The sequence below is a fragment of the Teichococcus wenyumeiae genome, assembly GCF_003696345.1.
GTDB classification, from domain to species: Bacteria; Pseudomonadota; Alphaproteobacteria; order Acetobacterales; family Acetobacteraceae; genus Pseudoroseomonas; species Pseudoroseomonas wenyumeiae.
Window position 1 is genome coordinate 18,445 of the sequence record NZ_RFLX01000009.1, and the last position, 21,216, is coordinate 39,660.

The window sequence follows — 21,216 nt, forward strand, 5'->3', positions numbered from 1 at the left end:
ATGGGGCGGATGCGCCTACGGCCACCGTGTGGACGCTCCTGTTCCGCTGCCGGCCAGCAGGCCCTTGGAACGGCTCTGCTTCACCCGCGTCTTCGTATCCACGCCAAACCCGGCCGAAAGCGCGTTGACCGACCCCGAAAAGTCTATAACCTGACCTAACGAATTATTAATGCGAACCCCTCCTCCAACGGAGGAAGGGGGGCATGGGGGAAATCGTGATCAAGTCCATCTCATTCCTGGCACGGAAGCCAGGCATGACGCGTGAAGCGTTTCTGGACCACTGGCTGAATGTGCACGCGCCGATGTGGCCGACCATCCCTGGGCTGCGCGGCTATGTCGTCAACACCATCGCCCAGGACCATTCGCGCGCCGATGTCGCGGGCCTAGGGATGGCGCCTTTCGATGGCGTCGCCCAGCTCTGGTACGACGACCTGGAGGCCCGCGCCCATGCCGGTGCTTCCGCCGAAGGGCGCGCCTGGCATGCCGATGGCGGCACCATCATCGGCGGCATCCGCACCTTCGTGACCGAGGAGCAGCACGTGCTGCCGCTCGCCGGCCCACGCCCGCCGATCAAGGCGCTGTCCATCATCCAGCGCCGGCCCGACCACAGCAGCGAGCAGTTCCAGCGCTACTGGCGCGACGTGCACGGCCCCATGGCGAAGGAAGTGCCGGAGGTGCGCGGCTTCACCCTCTCCGGCATTGTCGAGGAACAGTTCCGCCACGACATCGAGCCCCTGCCGATGGATGGCCCGGTCGACGGCTTCGCGGAAAGCTGGGTGGACAGCCTGGACGCCAGGGCCCGCATGGTCGCCTCGCCCGAGTCCAGGACCTGGTTCGCCGATGGCGCAACCTTTCTGGGCAAGGTCAAGACCGTGGTGCTGGCGGAGCGGGTGCTGCTGCCACCGCCGAGGTAAGACCGTCCCACTTCGTTAAAAAAACCGGCACGGGAGCCAATCCCGGCCCTTCCAGGAAGCGTCCGTTATGTTCCGCAGGATTTCCCTGCGCAGGCTTTTCTGCGCATTGCCTTTGGCTGCCTTGATGGCCGCGCCCGCCCTCGCGCAGGGCGACACGGCCGCCTGGCCCTCCCGCCCCATCCGCTACATCGTGCCCTTCCCGCCAGGCGGGCCCACGGATGTCATCAGTCGCCAGATCGCCGAGGCGATGCGCGAGGACCTGGGGCAGCCCGTCGTCATCGAGAATGTCGGCGGTGCCAATGGCACCCTCGGCGAAGGGCGCATCACCCGCGCGGCACCGGATGGCTACACGATCGGGCTGGGCAATACCGGCACCCATACCATCAACCCCAGCCTCTACCCGGATCTGCCTTACGATGCCGTGGCCGGCTTCACGCCTATCTCGCTCATCACCGAATACGCCAATATCCTGCTGGTGAACGCGGACCTGCCGGTGCGCGACCTGAAGGAGCTGCTCGCCCTCTCCCGCGCCCGGCCGCTGAACTATGCCTCTGCCGGCATCGGCTCCAGCAATCATCTCTCGACCGAGCTGCTGCGCTCCCGCACCGGCCTCGTCGCCGAGCATATCCCCTACAAGGGCAGCGCCGCCGCCCTGCTGGACCTGACCTCCGGCCGCATCGCCATGATGTTCGACGTGCTCTCCACCGCCCTGCCGGCCATCGACGGCAAGAAGGCCCGGGCCATCGCGACCTCCGGCGCGCAGCGGCACCCGCTGCTGCCGGATGTGCCCGCCATCGGCGAAACGGTGCCGGGCTTCGAGTTCAAGGGCTGGATGGCGGTCTTCGGCCCCGCCGGGCTGCCGCAGCCGATCCGGGACCGGCTGAACCAGTCCATCGCCCACGCGCTGAAGCTGCCGGCCGTGGCGGCACGGCTGACCCAGCAGGGCTACGAGCCGCGCTCCAGCACCCCCGCCGAACTCGCGCGGCGGATCGAGGCGGATGGCAGGCTCTGGGGCGAAGTGATCCGCAATGCCGGAATCCGGCCGGAATGACCCGCGCACCAGAGAGGGAGGCTACCATGCTGAACAGGCGCAACATCCTGGCCATGCTCGGCGCCCTGGCCCTGGCCCGGCCCGCGCTGGCGCAGGGGCTGCCCGGCCGCACCATCCGCCTCGTCGTGCCCTTCGCGCCCGGCGGCAACAGCGACATCGTCGCGCGCAAGATCGCGGAACGGCTGGGCGCGCATCTCGGCACCGGCGTGGTGGTGGAGAACAAATCCGGCGGCGGCGGCACGGTGGGCACCGAGGAGGTGACGCGCGCCACGCCCGACGGCACCACCCTGCTCTTCCACACGGCGGCCGTGGCCATCGAGGCATCGCTGCGCCGAGGCCTCAGCTACGACGTGCGGCGGGACCTGGTGCCGGTGACGCAGATCGCCGAGACGCCCTTCGCCTTCATGGTCAACCCGGGCCTGCCCGTCACCACGATCCCGGAGCTGATCGCCTATGCCAAGGCCAATCCGGGCAGGCTGAACTACGGCTCCTCCGGCACGGGCAGCTCGGTGCATCTCTCGCTGGAATATTTCCGCGTGAAGACCGGCATCGAGATGACGCATGTGCCCTACCGTGGCGCCGCGCCATCGCTGGTGGCACTGGCCAGCAACGAGGTGCAGCTGGTGCTCGACACCCTCTCCACCTCGAAGCCGCTGGCGGAGACAGGGCGGGCACGCGGCATCGGCGTGGCCTCGGCCGAGCGGTCGCCGATCTGGCCGGAGCTGCCCACGGTGAACGAAAGCGTGCCGGGCTATTCCGTCAGCATCTGGCACGGCATCTTCGCGCCGCGCGGCACCCCGCCCGCCACGGTCGCCGCGCTGAACCAAGCCCTGCGGACGGTGATGGGTGCCGGGGATATGCAGGACTGGTCCCGGCAACTCGGCTTCCGCATCGTGACCTCGGAGCCCGAGGCCTTCAGTGGCTTCTTCCAGCGGCAGATCGCGCTCTGGGCTGACGTGGTGGCGAAAAGCGGTGTGACGGTGGACTGAGGCGCCGCCCCAGGGGCCCGGGGCGGCCGGCCGTCAGGCAGCTTCCACCCCGTGCTGCTCGCGCAGCGCCAGGAAGCGCAGCATCGGCCATTCGTCCTCGGACCGCTTGCGGCCCCAGTCGGAAGTAAAGAAGGCCACCGGCTGGTTGTCGTGGTCCTCGGCCATCTGGCTTGGGGCGGTGCGCAGGAAGCGGTCCAGCGCCGCGCGGTCCTGCGGCCCGTCCTCCTTCGGCGCCACCCAGCGCATGGTGGACCAGGAGGTGTTCTCGAAGGTGATCTGCACGCCGTATTCCGCCTGGATGCGGCTGCTCAGCACGTCGAGCTGAAGCTGCCCCACCACGCCCACCACGGGCTGGGAGCCGTCCAGCGGGCGGAAGACCTGCACCACGCCCTCATCGGCCAACTGGTCCAGCGCCTTGCGCAGCTTCTTGGCCAGCATCGGGTCGTCGAGCCGCACGCGGCGCAGAATTTCGGGCGCGAAGCTCGGCACGCCGCGGAAGTTCAGTTCCTCGCCATCCGTCAGCGTATCGCCGATGCGCAGCACGCCATGGTTGGCGATGCCCACCACGTCCCCCGGCCAGGCTTCCTCGGCCACCTGCCGTTCCTTCGCGAAGAAGAAGAGCGGGGCGTTCACCGGGATGGACTTGCCCGTCCGCACCTGCTTCAGCCGCGCGCCCTTGCGGAGGCGCCCCGAGCAGATGCGCAGGAAGGCCACGCGGTCCCGGTGGTTCAGGTCGGTATTGGCCTGGATCTTGAAGACGAAGCCGGAGAGCTTCTCCTCCTCCGGCTCCACCGTGCGGGTATCGGCCCGGCGGGAGGAAGGCGGCGGCGCGAAATTCGCCAAGCCATCCAGCAGGTGCTTCACGCCGAAGCCGCGCAGCGCCGAGCCGAAATAGATCGGCGTCAGGTGGCCTTCCCGGAACGAGCCCAGCTCGAACTCGGGGTAGACGGCGGCGATCTCGGCGCTTTCCCGCAGCACATCGGCCTGCTCGCCCAGCAGGCTGTCGATGCGGGGGTCGTCGAGGCCGGAGACCGGCTCGTCCCGCTCGCCCCCCTCGCCCAGCAGGCGCAGGGTGGAATGGGCCATGTCATAGACCCCGGCGAACTGGCGTCCGGAGCCGATCGGCCAGGTGGCGGGCGTCACGTCGAGGGCGAGAGTCTTCTCGATCTCGTCCAGCAGCTCCAGCGGCTCCCGCGCCTCGCGGTCCATCTTGTTGATGAAGGTGACGATGGGGATGTCGCGCATCCGGCAGACCTCGAAGAGCTTTCGGGTCTGCGCCTCGATGCCCTTGGCGGCGTCGATCACCATCACCGCCGCGTCCACGGCGGAGAGGGTGCGGTAGGTATCCTCGGAGAAGTCCTCGTGGCCCGGCGTGTCCAGCAGGTTGAAGACCTGCCCGGCATATTCGAAGGTCATGACCGAGGTCGCGACGGAAATACCGCGGTCCTGCTCGATCTTCATCCAGTCCGAGCGTGTGCGGCGGCGCTCGCCCTTGGCGCGCACGGCGCCGGCGATCTGGATGGCGCCGCCCAGCAGCAGCAACTGCTCCGTCAGCGTCGTCTTGCCGGCGTCGGGATGGGCGATGATGGCGAAGGTGCGGCGGCGGCGCGCCTCGGTGGCGGTCTCGCTCAGCGGCGGCTGGTTGTGGCCCGCAGCAGGGGCATCGGGCGTCTCAAGGTTCTGCAAGGCTGGTGCTCCGCGCGCGCGTCGTCCGAGGGTTGGGCGGCATATAGCGTGGCACCGGCCCGAAACCTACCCGGGCAAGGCTGCCACGCGGGGGGCGCGGGGGCGGCGGCAACCCTGGCCGCCCAGCCGGGTTTCCCGCGCAGGCCGCCGGATCGGGCGGCAGGCTGCGGGAAAGGGTCCAAGGGCATGGTGTCGCGCGTCTCACTCAGTCTGCTGGCCTTGCTGGCTGCCACCCCTGCCCTGGCGCAGAATGCCCCCGCCGATGGCGGCAGGCAGAGCCCGCCCGGCACCGCCGCCTCCTCCGCCCCCGATGCCACCACCCGGACGCTGGACAGCCACCGCTGGCGGGCCAGCGAGCTGATGGAGGCCAAGCTCTATGCCTCCACCAATGAGACTATCGGCGAGATCGAGGACCTGATCTTCACACCGGAGGGCGGGCTGACCGTCATCGTCTCCATCGACGGCTTCCTGGGCTCGACCAAGAAGCGGGTGGCGGTGCCCTACAACCAGTTGCAGCACAGCGAGCGCTGGCTGCTGCCCGGCGCCACCAAGGAGTCGGTCGGGCAGATGCCGGAATTCAAGTTCGACTGACGCCCGGCGCCCTTCAAGGGCCGAAGTCGAATTCGTGCTGGTGTTCCCGGTAAGGGTCGAGCGGGTCCTCAGCCCGCCGGGCCTCGTCCCGGTTCAGGCCCAGGGCATCCAGTTGCTCCCCGGTGATGGCGGAGAATTCCACCCCCGCCTCCCGCAGCATGTCGATGGCCAGCAGGCCGACCTTGTCCCAGTAAGAATCGGTGCTGGCGCGCGGTGCCGCCGCCACCACCCGGCGCACGCCGGACTGGATCAGCAGCGTGGCGCACACGTTGCACACCGGCTTGCCCACCACATAGGCGTCGCAGCCGCGCGCGGCATGGCCGGCATTCAGCAGGGCGTTCTGCTCGGCATGCAGGATCATCTGCAGCTTGCGGGCCTTGTTCTCCAGCCGCTCCACGCTGTCCTCGACATTGGCGGGGAAGCCGTTGAAGCCGGTGGCGACGATGCGGGCATGCGGCTGGTTCACCAGCACCGCCCCCACCTTGGCGCGCGGATCCTTGGACCACTGGGCGATGTGGTTCGCCAGGCCGATATAGCGGCTGTCCCACCTGTCCCGCTTACCGGGCTGGTTGTCGAAGCTGTTCGGGTTGCTCATGCCCCACCCTGTGCCACACCTGCATCCATAGGTTGAGGACACCCCGGCACGAAGGCAAGCGACAGACCGTTGACCCTGCGCCCGCGCCGTGCAGCAATCTCGTTTCGCGAAACGCTTGGAACAAAGGCGACGCGAGGGATGCCTTCACGCATTGCGGAGACACGACCAATGGACCACTCGCCGGCTTTCCTGCGCCGCCGTGCTTTTTTCGCCCTGCCCGCCGCCGCGCTTCTGGCTGGCAGCCTGCCCGTGGCCCCGGCGCGCGCCCAGGGCCAGAGCCAGAGCCTGACCCTGGCCGTCGCGGCCCCACCGACGTCGCTGGACCCGCACTATCACACGCTCTCCCCCAACAACATGGTGGCGGAGCACTTCTTCGATAAGCTGGTGGACCGCGACAACGCCTCCAAGATCCAGCCGGGCCTGGCGGAATCCTGGAAGCTGCTGGACGACACCACCTGGGAATTCAAGCTGCGCAAGGGCGTCAAGTTCTCCAACGGCGACGAGTTCAACGCCGAGGACGTGGTGGCGACGCTGAAGCGCATCCCCTCCGTGACCAACAGCCCGGGGCCCTTCACCATCTATTCCCGGGCGGTGATCGGCCACGAGATCGTGGACCCCCACACCATCCGCCTCAAGACGGCCGAGATCTACCCCCTGCTGCCGCAGGACCTGAGCTGGATCTACGTCATCCACCGCTCGATGGTGAACGCCGCGACGGGGGACTTCAACAACGGCAAGGCGATGATCGGCACCGGGCCGTTCCGCCTGCAGTCCTTCACGCCCGACGACCGCGTGGTGATGACGCGGAACGACAACTACTGGGGCGAGAAGCCGGACTGGGCCACCGTCACCTACCGCTTCGTGCCCAATGACGGCGTGCGGGTGGCGGCGCTGCTCTCCGGCGACGTGCAGATGATCGACGTGGTGCCGCCGGCCGATACGCCGCGCCTGAAGACCACGCAGGGCATCTCCTTCTCCGAGATTCCCAGCCTGCGCTGCATCTACCTGAAGCTGGACGAGGCGCACGACAGCTCCCCCTTCATCACGGACAATGCCGGCAAGAAGCTGGACAAGAACCCGCTGCGGGACCTGCGGGTGCGCAAGGCCCTGAGCATGGCGATCAACCGCCAGGCCGTCGTGGACCGGGTGATGCAGGGCGCGGCCCTGCCCGCCGGGCAGATGATGCCGCCGGGCGCCAATGGCTTCGACGAGAGCATCCCCGTCCAGAAGTTCGACGCGGATGGCGCCAAGAAGCTGCTGGCCGAGGCGGGCTATCCGCAGGGCTTCAAGATCTCGCTGCTCGGCCCCAACAACCGCTACGTCAATGACGCGCAGATCATCCAGGCCGTCGCGCAGATGTGGCAGCGCATCGGCGTGCAGACGACTGTGGACGCCGTCCCCTTCTCCGTGCTGGCGCAGCGGCAGGCGCGCAACGACCTTTCCGCCATGCTGATCGGCTGGGCGACGGGTGGCGAGCCCTCCACCGCGCTGAAGAGCGTGCTGATGACGCGCAACAACGAGAAGGGCTTCGGCAGCACCAACTTCTCCGGCTATTCCAACACGGAAGTGGACAAGCTGGTGATCGAGGGCCTGCGCACGGCCGATGACGAGAAGCGCGAGAGCGTCTTCAAGCAGGCCATGAAGCTGGCCATGGACGATGTGGGCGTGATCCCGCTGCACATGCAGAAGAACATCTGGGCGTTGCGCGGTGCGCTGAAGTACGAGCCGCGGGCGGATGAATATACCGTGGCGATGAATGTGAAGCGGGGCTGATGCCGCTGGGGCGGCGCCGGTGGCGCCGCCCCGCTCAGGCAATCTGCCCAAAGATTCCATGCATGCGGCCCAGGAAGCTCCTGAGCCGCTCGCTTTCCGGGTTGCCGAACACCTCCTTCGGTGGCCCCGCCTGCGCCACTTGCCCGCCATCCAGGAACACCACGCGGTCGGACACGTCGCGCACAAACAGCATCTCGTGGCTCACTAGCAGCATGGTCATGCCGCTCTCGGCCAGCTTCTGCATCACGCCCAGCACCTCGGCCACCAGTTCCGGGTCCAGGGCACTGGTCACCTCGTCGAACAACAGCAGGCGCGGCTGCATCGCCACCGCGCGGGCGATCGCCACCCGCTGCTGCTGTCCGCCGGAAAGCTGGTAAGGATAGTACCCACGCCGCTCCGCCAGCCCCACGCGCTCCAGCCAATGGCCAGCGATGTCGCGTGCCTCGGCCGCGCCCTTCCCCAGCACCTTTGTCAGCCCCAGCATGATGTTGCCTTCGGCCGTCAGGTGCGGAAACAGGTTGAACTGCTGGAACACCATGCCGATGCGCGCCCGCTGGGCGGAGACTTTTGCTTCACTCAGCCGCCGGCGCTTCCCGCCCTCCATGCGATAGCCGATGGGGTCGCCATCCAGCAGGATCTCGCCGCCGTCATGCTCCTCCAGCAGGTTCACGCAGCGCAGGAAGGTCGTCTTGCCGGAGCCGGAGGCGCCGATCAGCGACACCACCTGCCCCTGGCGCACATCCAGGTCAATGCCCTTCAGCACTTCCACATTGCCGAAGCTCTTGCGGACGCCGCGTGCCCGCAGCAGCACTTCCTCGCCCATGCGTCCTCCGCTCAATACCGGATATAGGAAAATCGCCGCTCCAGCGCCGCGCCGATCTGCGCGATGCAGAAGTTGACGACGAGATAGATGCCGCAGGCCAGCAGATAGAAATCGATCACCATGTAGTTGCGGGCGATCACCTGCTGAGTGGCCAATAGCAGTTCCACCACGCCGATGACGGAGAGCAGCGTGGTGCCCTTCACGATCTCCAGGCAGGTATTCACCCAGGGCGGCAGCATGCGGCGGATGGCCTGCGGCACGATCACGTACCACAGCCGCTTGGGGAAGCTCAGCCCGATGGCCTTGGCCGCCTCCATCTGCCCGGCGGGCACGGATTGCACGGCGCCGCGCAGGTTTTCCGCCACATGCGCCGTGGCGAAGCCAGCCAGCGCGAAGACCCCGGCCCAGTAGGGCGCCACATTCACCTGGAACAGCGCCAGCCCGTAATAGGTGAACAGGATCAGCACCAGCACGGGCATGCCGCGCATGAAGTCCACGTAAAGCCGCACCAGCAGCCGCAGCGGCCACCAGCCATAGGTCAGCGCCACGCCGAAGATCAGCCCCGCCAGCGTGGCGAAGACAATGGAGAAGGAGGAGGTGGTGATGGTGGCCCAGAGCCCGCGCCACAGCGCGTAGCGGGCGGTCCATGCCTCGAAGGCGAAGGTGCCGGGTTGCAGGTCCATGGCCTTCCCCTCTCAGCGGATGGCGGCGTAGCGGCGTTCCAGCCGCCGCAAAGCGCTCGCGATGACGTAGCAGGTGACGAGGTAAAGCGCGCTGGCCGCCAGCCAGGATTCCATGACGCGGAAGGTATTGGCGTTGATCTGCCGCGCTACGAAGGTCAGTTCCGGGATGGCGATGGCCGCCGCCAGGGACGTGTCCTTGAACAGCGAGATCAGGTTGTTGCTGAAGGCCGGCAGCGTGATGCGGAACATCACCGGCAGCACCACGTACCGCTGCCGCTGCCAGGGCCGCAGCCCGATGGCCTTGGCAGCCTCCGTATAGGATTTCGGGATGGAGGCGAGGCCGGCGCGGAAGACCTCGGTCATATAGGCGCCGGCATAGAGCGAGAGCGTCAGGATGAAGCTCTGCGTCTTATCCAGATAGGAAATGTCGAGTTCCGGCAAACCGAAATACACAAAGAAGACCAGCAGCAGCAGCGGCGTGTTGCGGATGAACTCGACATAGAGCCAGACCGGCCAGGACAGCCAGCGCGCCCCATAGACCCGCGCCATGGCGCAGGCGATGCCAATGACGCTGCCGATGAAGAGCGAGATCACCGCCAGCGAAAGGCCCAGGCCCAGCGCATAAGCAAAGCGGTCCGCATTCCGCCAGATCACGGACCAGTCGAAATAGTATTGGATCATCGAACCTGCCTGTGGCGCGGGAGGAATCCGGCGCCCCAGCGCGGGGCGCCGGCGGCAGGCCTGGTCAGGCGAATTCGGTCGGGAAGCCCACCTTGGGCGTCGGCAATTCGATGCCGAACCACTTCTTGTAGGATGCGGCGAAATAGTCGAAATCGACGCCCATCATCGCTTCCTTGTAGACGGTGTTCACCCAGTTCAGCCACACCGGGTCGCCCGGCTTGACGGCGGAAGCATAGGAATTGGGCATCCAGCCATAGCCGGAGTCGATGAAGCGGCCCGGCGTCTGCTGCATCAGCCAGCGGGCGGCGGACTGGTCGGCCAGGTAGGCATCGACGCGGCGCGCATTCAGCGCCTGCAAGGTGGCATCGGGGCTTTCGAAGGCATCCACCTTGGCCTGTGGCAGCGCCTTGCGCACCCATTCCTCCAGGAAGACGTTCTGCATGCCGCCGATGGTGACGGTGTTGCCGGCCGACTTCAGCTCATCGAAGCTCTTGTACTTGCCGCCGCGTGCCAGCAGCAGCAGGGAAACGCCCTCGCGGTAATAGGGGATGGTGAATTCCACCTGCTGCGCGCGGCCGGCGGTCACCGTCATCCACTGCACCACGATATCGACCTTGTCCGTGATCAGGCTGGGGATGCGCGCATCCGAGCCCTGCAACACGAACTCCACCTTGGTGGGATCATCGAAGAGGTTCTTGGCCAGCAGCCGCGCCAGATCGATATCCATGCCCTGAAGCTGGCCATTGGCATCCTCGAAATGCCAGGGCGGGTTGGTGGAGCCGGTGCCGACCAGCAGCCGCCCGCGCTCCTTGATCATTTGCAGGCGGCTTTTGCCCAGCGTCTGGGCAGTGGCGCCGGCCGGGGCCATCAGGCCCAGCCCGGCGCCGGCGGCGGCGCCCACGGCCGATAGCCCGAAGAAGCCGCGCCGGACCAGGCCGGCTTCATCCTTACGCTCGTCCATCGGGAGCCCCCTCTGTTTCGAACCCCAGGGAAGCTCAGCAAGATTCCGGCCAGACGTCACCAGGGAAAGATCAGGCGGCCTGTTCCTCGTTCCGCCCCGTCATCGCCGCCGCCAGGCGGCGGCCGGAGCCCGCGGCCATGGTCCAGCCGGTATGGCCGTGGCCGGTATTGGTCCAGAGGCCGGGGATGCGCGTCGGCCCGGTGCGCGGCTGCGCATCCGGCACCATCGGCCGCAGCCCGGCCCAGGAGATCGCGCCCGGCATGGCCTCGCAGTTCGCCAGTTGCGGAAAGAGGCTCGCCACGCCGCGCGTCAGCATGCCGATGCGGCGGGGCGACGGCGTGGTGTCGTCATCCCCCACTTCCGCCAGCCCGACCATGCGGTAGCGATCCCCCAGCGGGGTCAGCGCGAACTTGCGGGCATCGTCCAGGATGGCGTTGCGCGGCCCTTCCGGCCAGGCGCTGCGCGGCAGGGTCACGGAAACGCCCTTCACCGGGTAGATCGGCATGGCGATGCCCAGCCGCTTCAGCAGCGGCACGCTGTGGCTGGCCATCGCCACCACCACGGCATCGGCCGGCAGCTCGGCGGCGCCGCCATCGGCCTCCACCCGCACGGCGGCAACGCGGCCGCCCTTCAGCACCACATCCTGCACGGTGGTGTTCCAGTGGAAGCGCACGCCGCGCGCTTCCAGCCAGGCCGCCAGCGCCTGGGAGAACTTGTTGCAGTCGCCGATCTCGTCCTGCGGAAAGGTCAGGCCGCCGGCGATCTTTTCCGCCACCGGGCCCAGCGCGGGCTCCTGCGCCACGCATTGCTCGCGCGTCAGCACCTCGGTCTGCAGCCCGTGCGGGGCCAGGGCGAGGTGCGCCGCCGCCGCCACATCCAGGCTGCCCTGGTCCGCGAAGGTCTTGATGACGCCGGTGGCGTAGTCGTACTGCACGCCGGTGGCGGCGCGGATCTCGGCCATCGCCGCCGCCGATTCCATGGCCAGCACCAGATTGGCCAGGCTGCCCTTCTCATAGGCCGCCGGGCGCGCCGCCATCAGGAAGCCCAGGCCCCAGCGCCACATCTTCGGCACGGCGGAAGGGCGCAGCAGCATCGGCGCATCCTCCTGCCCCAGCCATTTCAGCACCTTCAGCGGGATGCCCGGCGCCGCCCAGGGCTGCACGGAGGAGACATGGATCATCGCCCCGTTGCCCCAGCTCGTCTCCAGCCCGGCGCCTTCACGGCGTTCCACCACCTCCACCTGATGGCCCGCCTGGTGCAGCCAATAGGCACTGGCGACGCCGATGACGCCGGCGCCGAGGATGGTGATACGCATATCCGGAAGCCCTCGAGAGAAAGCCGGATGGCAGCGCGGCAGCGCCCGGATTGCAAGCCCCGCCCGCGTCGTTCTATCGAGGGAAGCCATGCAGACCTCATCCCCCAGTGCCCGCACCGCCTTCGACGCCATCGTGATCGGCGGCGGGCTGGTCGGCGCCGCCATCGGCTATGGCTTGCAGCGCCAGGGCCTGGACACGCTGCTGCTGGACGAGGGCGACATCGCCCACCGCGCCAGCCGCGGCAATTTCGGGCTGATCTGGGTGCAGTCCAAGGGCCTGGGCGCGCCGCATTACCAGCGCTGGACGCGCGGTTCGGCCAGCGAATGGCCGGCGCTGGCGGAGGATCTGCAGGCCCGCACCGGCATCGATACCCGCCGCCAGCAGCCCGGCGGCGTCACCTTCTGCCTGGGTGAGGAGGAATTCGAGCGCCGGTCCGAATACATGGCGCAGATGCAGGCCGAGGCCGGCAATTTCGGCTTCGAGTACCGCATGATCCGCGCCGCCGAGGCGCGCGACATGCTGCCGGGCATCGGGCCGGAGGTCACCGGCATCTCCTGGACGCCCTATGATGGCCATGCCAGCCCGCTGCACCTGCTGCGGGCGCTGCACGAGGGCTTCACCGGGCTGGGCGGCAGCTACCTGCCCAATGCCGGCGTGGCGGACAGCACCGCCGCGCCGAACGATTTTTCCGTCCATGCCGCCGGCCGCCGCTTCACCGCGCCGCGCGTGGTGCTGGCGGCGGGGCTGGGCAACGCGGCGCTGGCGCCGCGCTTCGGCCTTTCCTCGCCGGTGGTGCCGGAACGCGGGCAGATCCTGGTGACGGAACGCGCCCAAACCCTCCTGCCCATGCCCACCGTCAGCCTGCGCCAGACCGCCGAGGGCAGCCTGATGATCGGCGACAGCAAGGAGAACGCGGGCTTAGACACCGTGACCCAGTCGCCCGAGATCATGCGCAGCATGGCCCGCCGCGCCGTGCGCTGCTTTCCCTGGATCGCCGATCTCAACGTCGTCCGCGCCTGGTCGGCGCTGCGCGTCATGGCGCCGGACGGGCTGCCGATCTACGACCAGTCCGAGCAGTTCCCCGGCGCCTTCACCGCCAATTGCCATTCCGGCGTCACGCTGGCCGGCACCCATGCCAACCGCCTGGCGCCGATGATCGCCGCCGGCGCCCTGGACCCCGAACTCTCCCTTTTCAGCGCGAGGCGCTTCGATGTTCCTGCCACGGCCTGAGCCGCGCCCCGCCACGGTGGAAGTCTTTGTGGGCGATGCGCCCGTGCGGGTGCCGGAAGGCGCCACCGCCGCCGCCGCCGTGCTGCTGGCCGGGATCCCCGCCATCCGGGAAACGCCGGTGACCGGTGCGCCCCGCCTGCCCTATTGCATGATGGGCATCTGCTTCGACTGCCTGGCCGAGATCGACGGCGTGCCCAACCGGCAGGCCTGCATGGTGGAAGTGAAGCCGGGCATGCGCATCGCGCCCCAGCATGGCGCCCGCGTGGCGAAGGTGGAAGCATGACGACCGACCTCGCCATCATCGGCGCCGGCCCCGCCGGGCTTTCGGCCGCCATCGAGGCCGCCGCGCTGGGCCTTTCCGTCACCGTGATCGACGAGCAGCCGGCGCCCGGCGGCCAGATCTTCCGCGGTGTGGAGCGCGCCGCCACCGACCCCGCCCTGGCCGGCGAATACGGCACGGAGGGCGCGAATCTGGTGCGCCGCTTCCGGGGCGCCATCCGCTATCCCGGCGGCATCGACTACCGCCCCTCCACCACGCTCTGGCACCTGGATACCGAGGCCGGGCTGCTCTCCCTGCGTGGCGAGGGCGGCAGCACCACCCTGGCCGCCCGCCGCGTGCTGCTGGCGACCGGCGCGCAGGAACGGCCGGTGCCGGTCCCCGGCTGGACCCTGCCCAATGTCATGACCGCCGGCGCGGCGCAGATCCTGCTGAAGCAGGCGGGCGCCGTGCCGCGCGGCCGCACCGTGCTGGCCGGCCAGGGGCCGCTGCTCTGGCTTCTGGCGGGGCAGCTGGCCCGCGCCGGCGCCGCGCCTTCCCTGCTGCTGGAAACCACGCCGCGCGGCGCGCTGCGGGCGGCGCTGCCGGCGGGCGGCTTCTGGCGCGGCCGCGCCATGCTGGCCAAGGGCGCCGGGCTGATGCTGGCCGCCCGCCGTGCCGGCATGAAGGTCGTCTCCCATGTCACCGGCCTGCGGGCTGAAGGCGACGGCATCCTGCGCCGCGTGGTGTGGGACGGCGGCAGCACCGAGGCCGAGACCCTGCTGCTGCATGAGGGCGTGATCCCTTCCACCCATGTCTCCCGCGCGCTGGGCCTGCCGCATGTCTGGGACGAGCCGCAGCGCTGCTGGCGGCCGGAGGTGGATGCCTGGGGCGCCACGCCGCACCCGCTGCTGGCGGTGGCCGGGGACGGCGCCGGCATCGGCGGCTGGCAGGCGGCGGTGGCCGCTGGCGCCCTGGCGGCACTGGATGCGGCGCGCCGGCTGGGCCGGCTGGCGGAACACGGGCGGGACAGCCGCGCCGTGCCGCACCGTGCCACCCTGGGCCGCGTGCTGGCGCTGCGGCCTTTCCTGGACAGGCTCTATGCCCCCGGCCCCGCCGTGCTGGCGCCGCTGGAGGACGCCACGGTGGTCTGCCGTTGCGAGGAAATCACCGCCGGCCAGGTGCGCGCGGCAGCGAAGCTGGGCGCCACCGGGCCGAATCAGGCCAAGGCCTATCTCCGCACCGGCATGGGCCCCTGCCAGGGGCGGATGTGCGGCACCACCGTCGCGGCCCTGCTGGCCGAGGCGCAGGGCCTTCCCATCCCGGAGGCAGGCGCGCTGCGCCCCCGCGCGCCCTTCAAGCCCATCACGGTGGGGGAACTCGCCGACCTGCCCGGCGGTTAGGCCAGATCAGCGTATTGGCGGCTTGCTTCGCGCGGCGGGCCGGTCCATCTCTCGGCCCGCGCGAAAGGAACTTTGGCCGTGACTTACGTCGTCACCGAGAACTGCATCCGCTGCAAGTACATGGACTGCGTGGAAGTCTGCCCCGTGGACTGCTTCTACGTGGGCGAGAACTTCCTGGTCATCCATCCGGACGAATGCATCGATTGCGGCGTCTGTGAGCCGGAATGCCCGGCCGAGGCCATCGTGCCGGACAGCGACGACAAGGCGACCGCCTGGGCCGAGATCAACCGCACCTATTCCCAGCAATGGCCCAACATCACCCGCAAGGGCGAGGCCCCGGCCGATGCCGAGGAATGGAACGGCAAGCCTGACAAGGCGAAGCTGTTGAGCCCCGAGCCTGGTAAGCCCTGAGACGCTGTTGCCCTGCGCGTGACGCGGGGTGAATTTTGTGATACCATTCTGGTCTTTCGGGGTGCAGGGACGGCTTCTGGCCGCCCTTCGCCCCTGTTCGCCATGGGATGGTGGCATCCGCGGCCCTTCAGCCGCGTTGAACCGCTGCGCACCCCATGTGCCCGCAGGAGACCTGAGAACGGATGAAGCCACCGGCCGGCGCGAAATCCACCTCCCCGCAACCTGACACGCAGCGCCCCGGCATGGCCGAGGAGCAGGCCGCCGCACCCGCGGAAAGCTCCGTCCCCGCCGGCCCGTCCCGCCCGGCGCCGCCGCCCAAGCCGCTCGGCAACAAGGGCAGCGACTTCAAGGCGGGCGATTACGTGGTCTACCCGACCCATGGCGTCGGCCAGGTGCAGGGCATCGAGACCATGTCGGCCGCCGGCCATGACCTGAAGGTGATCGTCGTCACCTTCGAGGAAAACCGCATGACCCTGCGGGTTCCGCTGGGCAAGGCGGCTACCGCCGGCCTGCGGATGCTGGCCAACAAGGACATGATGGGCGAGGCGCTGGACACGCTGAAGGGCCGCGCGCGCATCAAGCGCACCATGTGGTCCCGCCGCGCGCAGGAATACGAGCAGAAGATCAACAGCGGCGACCCGGTGCAGATCGCCGAGGTGGTGCGCGACCTGCACCGCAATGCCGGCCAGCCCGACCAGTCCTTCTCCGAGCGCCAGATCTACGAGCTGGCCATGGACCGGCTGGCGGCCGAGGTGGCGGCGCTGGACCGCACCGACAAGACGGCGGCCATGAACAAGCTGCTGGACTACCTGAAGCAGGGCTGAACAGAGCCCTGCCGGAAGGCCCGGGTGCCGCGAGGCGCCCGGGCCTTTTTTGTGCCTGCCATAATAAAAAAAGCCCCGGGGATCGCTCCCCGGGGCCTTCGCCGTCAGCCTGGCAGGATCAGTCCTGCTGGCGGACGCCCATGAACTGCAGCAGCAGCTGGAACAGGTTGATGAAGTTCAGGTAGAGGCCCAGCGCGTCGAAGACGCTGCGCTTGGCGGCGAGCTCGGTGCCCTCGGCATAGGCGTACTCGATGTAGTCCGCCTTGATGCGCTGGGTGTCGTAGGCGGTCAGGCCCACGAAGACCACGACGCCGATGACGCTGATGGCGAACTGCAGCGCGCTGGAGCCCACGAACATGTTCACCACGCCGGCGATGATGATGCCGATCAGGCCCATCATCATGAAGCTGCCCATGCGGGTCAGGTCGGCCTTCGTGGTGTAGCCGTAGAGGCTGACGGCGGCGAACATGCCGGCCGTGATCACGAAGGTGCTGGCGATCGAGGTGCCGACATAGATCGCGAAGATATTCGCCATGCTGGCGCCCATCGTGGCGCAGAAGGCCCAGAACAGCGCCTGCACCGAGCTTTTGCTCATGCGGTTGACGCCGAACGAGAGCACCAGGACGAAGGCAAGCGGCGCGAACATGGCCGCGAAGCCCAGAATGGTCGGCTGCGTCGCCAGGCCGCGCGGGGTGCGCACGACGGTGTAGAACAGCTCGGCCGCGGCGGTATTCGCGATGACATAGGAGACGATCGCGGTCAGCAGCAGGCCGGAAGCCATCCAGTTATAGACGCGCAGCATGTAGGCCCGCAGGCCAGCGTCCAGGGCGGCGGCGTCGGTGGTCGCGGCGCGGCCCCATCCAGGCGCGCCCGTGGTGCGATAATCGTGACCAAAGGCCATGGTGGCGAGAACTCCTCCGAACGCGGGATGATCCCGCATCATGATCAGGTATATGGACTATCGGTAATGTTGTTCAATCGGATTCGGTCGTCCATACGCTTCTTTCAGTGCCGTCATACTCCGGCAACCCTGGCAAGGGCGGGCACCTTCATCTTTCAGGCATAACACGGGCCACCGCGTCATTCATTGCGCAGCAGCGGCGCCGGGCGCGCGCGCAGCGCCAGGGCGGTGCCAGCATAGCCCAGCACGAGGGTCAGCAGCGTGCAACCCAACACCGTGACAGCGAGCGTGACCGGCAGGAAGACCCAGTCGGTCTTCATGACGTAGCGCGCCACGCCCCAGCTGGCGGCGGTGCCGATGGCAGCCGCCAGCACACCGGCGGTGAAGCCCAGCAGGCCGAATTCCACCATCCAGGCGCGGCGCACCTGGGCGCGGGTGGCGCCGATCACCTTCAGCACCACGGCATCCCGCACCCGCCGCCGCTGCCCGGCCGCCATGGCGCCGGCCAGCACCAGCCCGCCAGCCAGCAGCGTCACCGCCGCCACCGCCGAGATGGCGGTGCCGAGCTTCTGCATGATCGTCCCCACCGCATCCAGCGCGTCCCGCACCCGGATGCCGGAGACATTGGGGAAGGCATCCGTCACCGCGCGCAGCACGGCGGCATCCTGGGCGGCATCGCCGCGCAGGGTGGCGATATGCGTGTGCGGCGCCGCCTCCAGCAGCCCGGGCGAGGCGATGAGGGTGAAGTTCAGCCCCAGTCCCTGCCATTCGATCTGCCGCAGGCTGGCCACCTTCAGCGGCACGTCGCGGCCCAGCACGTTCACCACGATCTCGTCGCCCAGCGCCACGTTCCAGCCGCGCGCCAGATTGGCATCCAGCGAAACCAGCGGCGCGCCCTTGTAGTCCGGTGCCCACCACCGCCCCTCGGTGATGCGGGTGCCCTCGGGCGGCGTGGCGGCATAGGTCAGGCCACGATCGCCGCTCAGCGCCCAGCGGGTATCCTCGGTGGCCTGCACCTGGTCCGCCGGCACGCCCTTCACGGACACGATGCGGGCGCGGAGGGATGGCACGCGCTTCACCTCCTGCACCCCCTGCAGGCCGGCGGTGAGCTGGTCGAAGCGCTGCGTCTGGTCGGACTGGATGTCGATGAAGAAGAAGTTGGGCGCCTGGGCCGGGATCTGCCCCTCGATCTGCCGGCGCAGGTTGCCTTCGATCAGCGCGAGGGCCGAGAGCGTGGTCAGGCCGATGCCCAGCGCCACCAGCAGCAGCGCGGTGGGCGCGCCGGGGCGGTGCAGATTGGCCAGGCCCAGTCGCAGCGTCGGGCGCTGCCCGGCGCGAATCCGCTTGGCCAGCAGCATCAGCAGGCTGGCGCCGAGGCGGAAGAGCAGCAGCGTGGCCCCGGCGGCGGCGCAGAAGGCCAGGGCAAAGCCCGGCTGCGCCGCCGTGCCCACCACCAGCCCGACCAGCGCCAGCACCGCCAGCCCATTGGCCAGCAGCAGCGAGGCGCGCGGCCGCGCGGCACGGGGCGCCAGGGTGTCGCGGAACAGCGCGGCGCCGGGAATCTCCCGCGCCCGGCCCAGCGGCCAGAGGGAGAAGGAGAGCGCCGTCAGGATGCCGTAGAGCGCCGCCTGCACCAGCGGCCATGGGTAGAGCGCGATGCGCGGCGGCACCGGCAGCGCCGTTTCCAGCAGCTTGCCCGCCAGCACCGCCAGCCCCTGCCCCGCCGCCAATCCGATGACGATGCCCAGCACGGAGAGCGCCAGCACCTGGATCATGTAGGTGGCGAAGACCGCGCCCGGCGGCGCGCCCAGGCAGCGCAGGGTGGCGATGGTGCGTGCCCGCTGGTCCAGCCAGCTCCGCACGCCGGTGGCGACGCCGATGCCGCCCACCAGCAGCGCCGTGAGCCCCGCCAGGGTCAGGAAGGAGGCGACGCGGTCCAGCACCCGGTTGACCCCTGGCGCGGCCTGGGAGGCATCGCGGATGCGCCAGCCGCCATCGTCATGCGCCGCCTGGAAGTCCTTGGCGAAGGCCTGGGGAGAGACATTGGGGCCCAGCGCCACGCGGTACTCGTATTGCACCAGGCTGCCGGGCTGCACGAGCTTGGTGCCCTCCAGCGCCGCCAGCGGGATCAGCGCGCGCGGACCCAGCAGGGCGGGCGAGGCCACCTTGTCCGGCTCCGTGCGGATCAGGGCGGCGAGCACAAAACTTTCCTCGCCCAGCCGCAGCCGGTCGCCGGGCTTCAGGCCCAGGCGGTCGGCCACCAGCGGCTCCAGCGCCACGCCGGCGGGGGCGCCGGGGGCCTCGGGCGTCAGGGCGGCATGGGGCGGGTCCAGTTCCAGCGCGCCATAGAGCGGATAGGCGGCATCGGCCGCCTTCAGCTCCACCAGGGTGCGCTGGCCATTGGGCGCGATGGCCATGGCGCGCATTTCGATCGTCTCGGACAGCCGGCCGCCGCGCGAGGTGATCCAGTCCCGCGCATCCTGCGGCAGCGGGCGGTAGGAGACGCGGATGGAGAGGTCGCCGCCCAGGATGCGGGCGCCGTCCTCGGCCAGCCCGGCTTCGGTGGCGGCGCGCAGCACCCCCACGGCGGCAATGGCCGCGACACCCAGCGCCAGGCAGGCCAGCACGATGCGCAGGCCCTTGATGCCGCCGCGCAATTCCCGCCGCGCGAAGCGCAGGCCCAGCGCCAGGTTGCTCATGCCGCGGCGGCCCGGGCGTGGCTGTCGCCGGTGACAAGGCCGTCGCCCATGCTGATCTGCCGCTCGCAACGGTCGGCCAGCCCCTGGTCGTGGGTGATGAGCAGCAGCGTGGTGCCGAGCTGGGCGCGGATCTCGAAGAGCAGGTCCATCACCATCAGGCCGGTGGCGCGGTCCAGGTTGCCGGTGGGTTCATCGGCCAGCAGCAGGGCGGGCTCGGCCACCACGGCGCGGGCGAGCGCCACGCGCTGCTGCTCGCCGCCCGAAAGCTGGCCGGGGTAATGGTCCAGCCGGTGGCCGAGGCCGACGCGGGCCAGGGCCTTGCCCGCGCGGGCGAAGGCATCGGGGGCGCCGGCGAATTCCAGCGGCACCGCCACATTCTCCAGCGCCGTCATGGTGGGGATCAGGTGGAAGGCCTGGAAGACGATGCCGAGGTTGTCGCGCCGGAAGCGGGCCAGCGAATCCTCGTCCAGCTTCGGCAGTTCCTGCCCGGCGACGGCCAGCGTGCCGCCTGTCGGCCGTTCCAGGCCCGCCAGCAGCATCAGCAGCGAGGTCTTGCCGGAGCCGGAAGGACCGACGATGCCCACCGCCTCCCCTCGCCCGACATCCAGGTCGATGCCCCGCAGGATGTTGACCTCCCCCCCGGCGGCGACCACCTTGAGCGACAGGTCCCGCGCCCGGATCAGCGGCGCGGCGGCCTCAGGTTGCGGAATGGAGGAGGTTCGCATGGGGTTCGTGGCGTCGGGCATGAACCACAAGGTGGGCCGGCGTGCCGCAGCGCGAAAGGCCGTGCTTGGTATCGGACTGTTTCTTGTCGCAGGCGTGAAGGCACCGCGGGCGCAGCCGAAAGGCCCGCTGAAGCTGATGATCCTGGGCGATTCGATCACCGCCGGCTATGGCCTGCCCGAGGCGGAAGCCTGGCCGGTGAAGCTGGAAGCCGCCCTGAAGGCCGCCGGGCAGGAGGTGCGCGTCATCGCCGCCGGCGTCTCCGGCGACACCACGGCGGGCGGCAAGTCGCGCCTGGACTGGGCCCTGGCGGACAAGCCGGACGCGGTGATCGTGGCGCTGGGCGGCAATGACGGGCTGCGCGGCCTGCCGCCGGCCGAAAGCCAGGCCAACCTGGAAGACATCCTGTCCCGCCTGAAGGCCAGGGGGCTGCCGGTGCTGCTGGCGGGCATGCTGGCGCCGCCCAACCTGGGCGCCGACTACGGGCGGGACTTCGCCGCGACCTTCAGCAACCTGGCGAAGGCGCATCCCGAGGCGGTGTTCTACCCCTTCCTGCTGGATGGCGTGGCCGGCGACCCGGCCCTGAACCAGCCCGACCGCATCCACCCCAACCCTCAGGGCGTTGCGGAGATGATCCGCCGCATGATGCCGGCGGTGCGGGAATTGCTCGCCAAGGCCCAGAGCAACACCAACCGGGGAGCCTGAT

General features: G+C 69.3%; 21 protein-coding genes. 11 read left to right on the plus strand and 10 right to left on the minus strand.

Going from position 1 to position 21,216, the window contains the following annotated elements; genetic code table 11:
* The first annotated feature begins 203 nt into the window (after positions 1 to 203).
* From EBE87_RS13405 to EBE87_RS13415, 3 genes are all read left to right on the plus strand, one after another.
* Complete coding sequence (locus EBE87_RS13405) at positions 204 to 914, plus strand: EthD family reductase (protein WP_120638454.1); 711 nt, start codon at positions 204 to 206, stop codon at positions 912 to 914.
* 124 nt (positions 915 to 1,038) lie between these two features.
* Positions 1,039 to 1,965, plus strand: a complete 927-nt coding sequence (locus EBE87_RS13410) for a Bug family tripartite tricarboxylate transporter substrate binding protein (RefSeq protein ID WP_158600882.1) — start codon at positions 1,039 to 1,041, stop codon at positions 1,963 to 1,965.
* Positions 1,966 to 1,991: 26 nt separating this feature from the next.
* Positions 1,992 to 2,954 carry a tripartite tricarboxylate transporter substrate binding protein gene (locus EBE87_RS13415; RefSeq protein ID WP_158600883.1) on the plus strand — a complete coding sequence of 321 codons (963 nt, stop codon included), beginning with the start codon at positions 1,992 to 1,994 and terminating at the stop codon, positions 2,952 to 2,954.
* Positions 2,955 to 2,987: 33 nt separating this feature from the next.
* Here the strand turns inward: EBE87_RS13415 and EBE87_RS13420 are convergent, their stop codons facing one another.
* Positions 2,988 to 4,586, minus strand: a complete 1,599-nt coding sequence (locus EBE87_RS13420; protein WP_120638468.1) for a peptide chain release factor 3 — start codon at positions 4,584 to 4,586, stop codon at positions 2,988 to 2,990.
* A gap of 240 nt (positions 4,587 to 4,826) precedes the next feature.
* On the opposite strand from EBE87_RS13420, the gene EBE87_RS28995 reads away from it, so the two are divergent.
* Positions 4,827 to 5,231 carry a PRC-barrel domain-containing protein gene (locus tag EBE87_RS28995; protein ID WP_158600884.1) on the plus strand — a complete coding sequence of 135 codons (405 nt, stop codon included), beginning with the start codon at positions 4,827 to 4,829 and terminating at the stop codon, positions 5,229 to 5,231.
* A 13-nt stretch (positions 5,232 to 5,244) separates the two neighbouring features.
* On the opposite strand, the gene EBE87_RS13430 is transcribed toward EBE87_RS28995, so the two are convergent.
* Positions 5,245 to 5,826 (minus strand): deoxycytidylate deaminase, encoded by a 582-nt coding sequence (locus EBE87_RS13430; protein WP_120638457.1) that lies wholly within the window; start codon positions 5,824 to 5,826, stop codon positions 5,245 to 5,247.
* 168 nt (positions 5,827 to 5,994) lie between these two features.
* Here EBE87_RS13430 and EBE87_RS13435 point away from each other — a divergent pair, with 168 nt between their 5' ends.
* The gene (locus tag EBE87_RS13435; protein WP_120638458.1) at positions 5,995 to 7,599 is read left to right on the plus strand and encodes an ABC transporter substrate-binding protein; all 1,605 of its coding nucleotides are present in this window, start codon (positions 5,995 to 5,997) and stop codon (positions 7,597 to 7,599) included.
* A gap of 34 nt (positions 7,600 to 7,633) precedes the next feature.
* On the opposite strand, the gene EBE87_RS13440 is transcribed toward EBE87_RS13435, so the two are convergent.
* From EBE87_RS13440 to EBE87_RS13460, 5 genes are all read right to left on the minus strand, one after another.
* Positions 7,634 to 8,422: an amino acid ABC transporter ATP-binding protein gene (locus EBE87_RS13440; RefSeq protein WP_120638459.1), complete on the minus strand. Its 789-nt coding sequence runs from the start codon at positions 8,420 to 8,422 to the stop codon at positions 7,634 to 7,636.
* An 11-nt stretch (positions 8,423 to 8,433) separates the two neighbouring features.
* The gene (locus tag EBE87_RS13445; RefSeq protein ID WP_120638460.1) at positions 8,434 to 9,105 is read right to left on the minus strand and encodes an amino acid ABC transporter permease; all 672 of its coding nucleotides are present in this window, start codon (positions 9,103 to 9,105) and stop codon (positions 8,434 to 8,436) included.
* A 12-nt stretch (positions 9,106 to 9,117) separates the two neighbouring features.
* Positions 9,118 to 9,786 (minus strand): amino acid ABC transporter permease, encoded by a 669-nt coding sequence (locus EBE87_RS13450; protein ID WP_199707391.1) that lies wholly within the window; start codon positions 9,784 to 9,786, stop codon positions 9,118 to 9,120.
* Between the two features lie 64 nt (positions 9,787 to 9,850).
* Positions 9,851 to 10,747: a transporter substrate-binding domain-containing protein gene (locus EBE87_RS13455; protein WP_120638461.1), complete on the minus strand. Its 897-nt coding sequence runs from the start codon at positions 10,745 to 10,747 to the stop codon at positions 9,851 to 9,853.
* A gap of 70 nt (positions 10,748 to 10,817) precedes the next feature.
* Positions 10,818 to 12,062, minus strand: coding sequence for a D-amino acid dehydrogenase (locus EBE87_RS13460; RefSeq protein WP_120638462.1), 1,245 nt, complete (start codon positions 12,060 to 12,062; stop codon positions 10,818 to 10,820).
* An 88-nt stretch (positions 12,063 to 12,150) separates the two neighbouring features.
* Between EBE87_RS13460 and EBE87_RS13465 the strand changes: the two genes are divergently transcribed.
* From EBE87_RS13465 to EBE87_RS13485, 5 genes are all read left to right on the plus strand, one after another.
* Positions 12,151 to 13,293, plus strand: coding sequence for an NAD(P)/FAD-dependent oxidoreductase (locus EBE87_RS13465; RefSeq protein WP_120638463.1), 1,143 nt, complete (start codon positions 12,151 to 12,153; stop codon positions 13,291 to 13,293).
* Positions 13,274 to 13,576 carry a (2Fe-2S)-binding protein gene (locus EBE87_RS13470; RefSeq protein WP_120638464.1) on the plus strand — a complete coding sequence of 101 codons (303 nt, stop codon included), beginning with the start codon at positions 13,274 to 13,276 and terminating at the stop codon, positions 13,574 to 13,576. The genes EBE87_RS13465 and EBE87_RS13470 overlap by 20 nt, the downstream gene beginning before the upstream one ends.
* Entirely contained in the window at positions 13,573 to 14,952 is a 1,380-nt protein-coding gene (locus EBE87_RS13475; protein WP_122140035.1) for an NAD(P)/FAD-dependent oxidoreductase, read from the plus strand. The genes EBE87_RS13470 and EBE87_RS13475 overlap by 4 nt, the downstream gene beginning before the upstream one ends.
* Positions 14,953 to 15,030: 78 nt before the next feature.
* Positions 15,031 to 15,363, plus strand: coding sequence for a ferredoxin FdxA (gene fdxA / locus EBE87_RS13480; RefSeq protein WP_120640445.1), 333 nt, complete (start codon positions 15,031 to 15,033; stop codon positions 15,361 to 15,363).
* A gap of 182 nt (positions 15,364 to 15,545) precedes the next feature.
* A complete protein-coding gene (locus EBE87_RS13485; protein WP_120640446.1) occupies positions 15,546 to 16,187 on the plus strand; it encodes a CarD family transcriptional regulator in 642 nt (213 codons plus the stop codon).
* A gap of 118 nt (positions 16,188 to 16,305) precedes the next feature.
* Here the strand turns inward: EBE87_RS13485 and EBE87_RS13490 are convergent, their stop codons facing one another.
* The 3 genes from EBE87_RS13490 to EBE87_RS13500 all read right to left on the minus strand — a co-directional run bounded on the left by EBE87_RS13490 (position 16,306) and on the right by EBE87_RS13500 (position 20,512).
* Positions 16,306 to 17,088, minus strand: coding sequence for a Bax inhibitor-1/YccA family protein (locus EBE87_RS13490; protein WP_120640447.1), 783 nt, complete (start codon positions 17,086 to 17,088; stop codon positions 16,306 to 16,308).
* 179 nt (positions 17,089 to 17,267) lie between these two features.
* Positions 17,268 to 19,787, minus strand: coding sequence for an ABC transporter permease (locus EBE87_RS13495; protein WP_120640448.1), 2,520 nt, complete (start codon positions 19,785 to 19,787; stop codon positions 17,268 to 17,270).
* On the minus strand, positions 19,784 to 20,512 hold the full coding sequence (locus EBE87_RS13500) for an ABC transporter ATP-binding protein (RefSeq protein ID WP_233553411.1): 729 nt from the start codon (positions 20,510 to 20,512) through the stop codon (positions 19,784 to 19,786). The genes EBE87_RS13495 and EBE87_RS13500 overlap by 4 nt, the downstream gene beginning before the upstream one ends.
* Between EBE87_RS13500 and EBE87_RS13505 the strand changes: the two genes are divergently transcribed.
* Positions 20,511 to 21,215 carry an arylesterase gene (locus EBE87_RS13505; RefSeq protein ID WP_120640452.1) on the plus strand — a complete coding sequence of 235 codons (705 nt, stop codon included), beginning with the start codon at positions 20,511 to 20,513 and terminating at the stop codon, positions 21,213 to 21,215. The genes EBE87_RS13500 and EBE87_RS13505 overlap by 2 nt on opposite strands.
* Position 21,216: the final 1 nt, after the last annotated feature.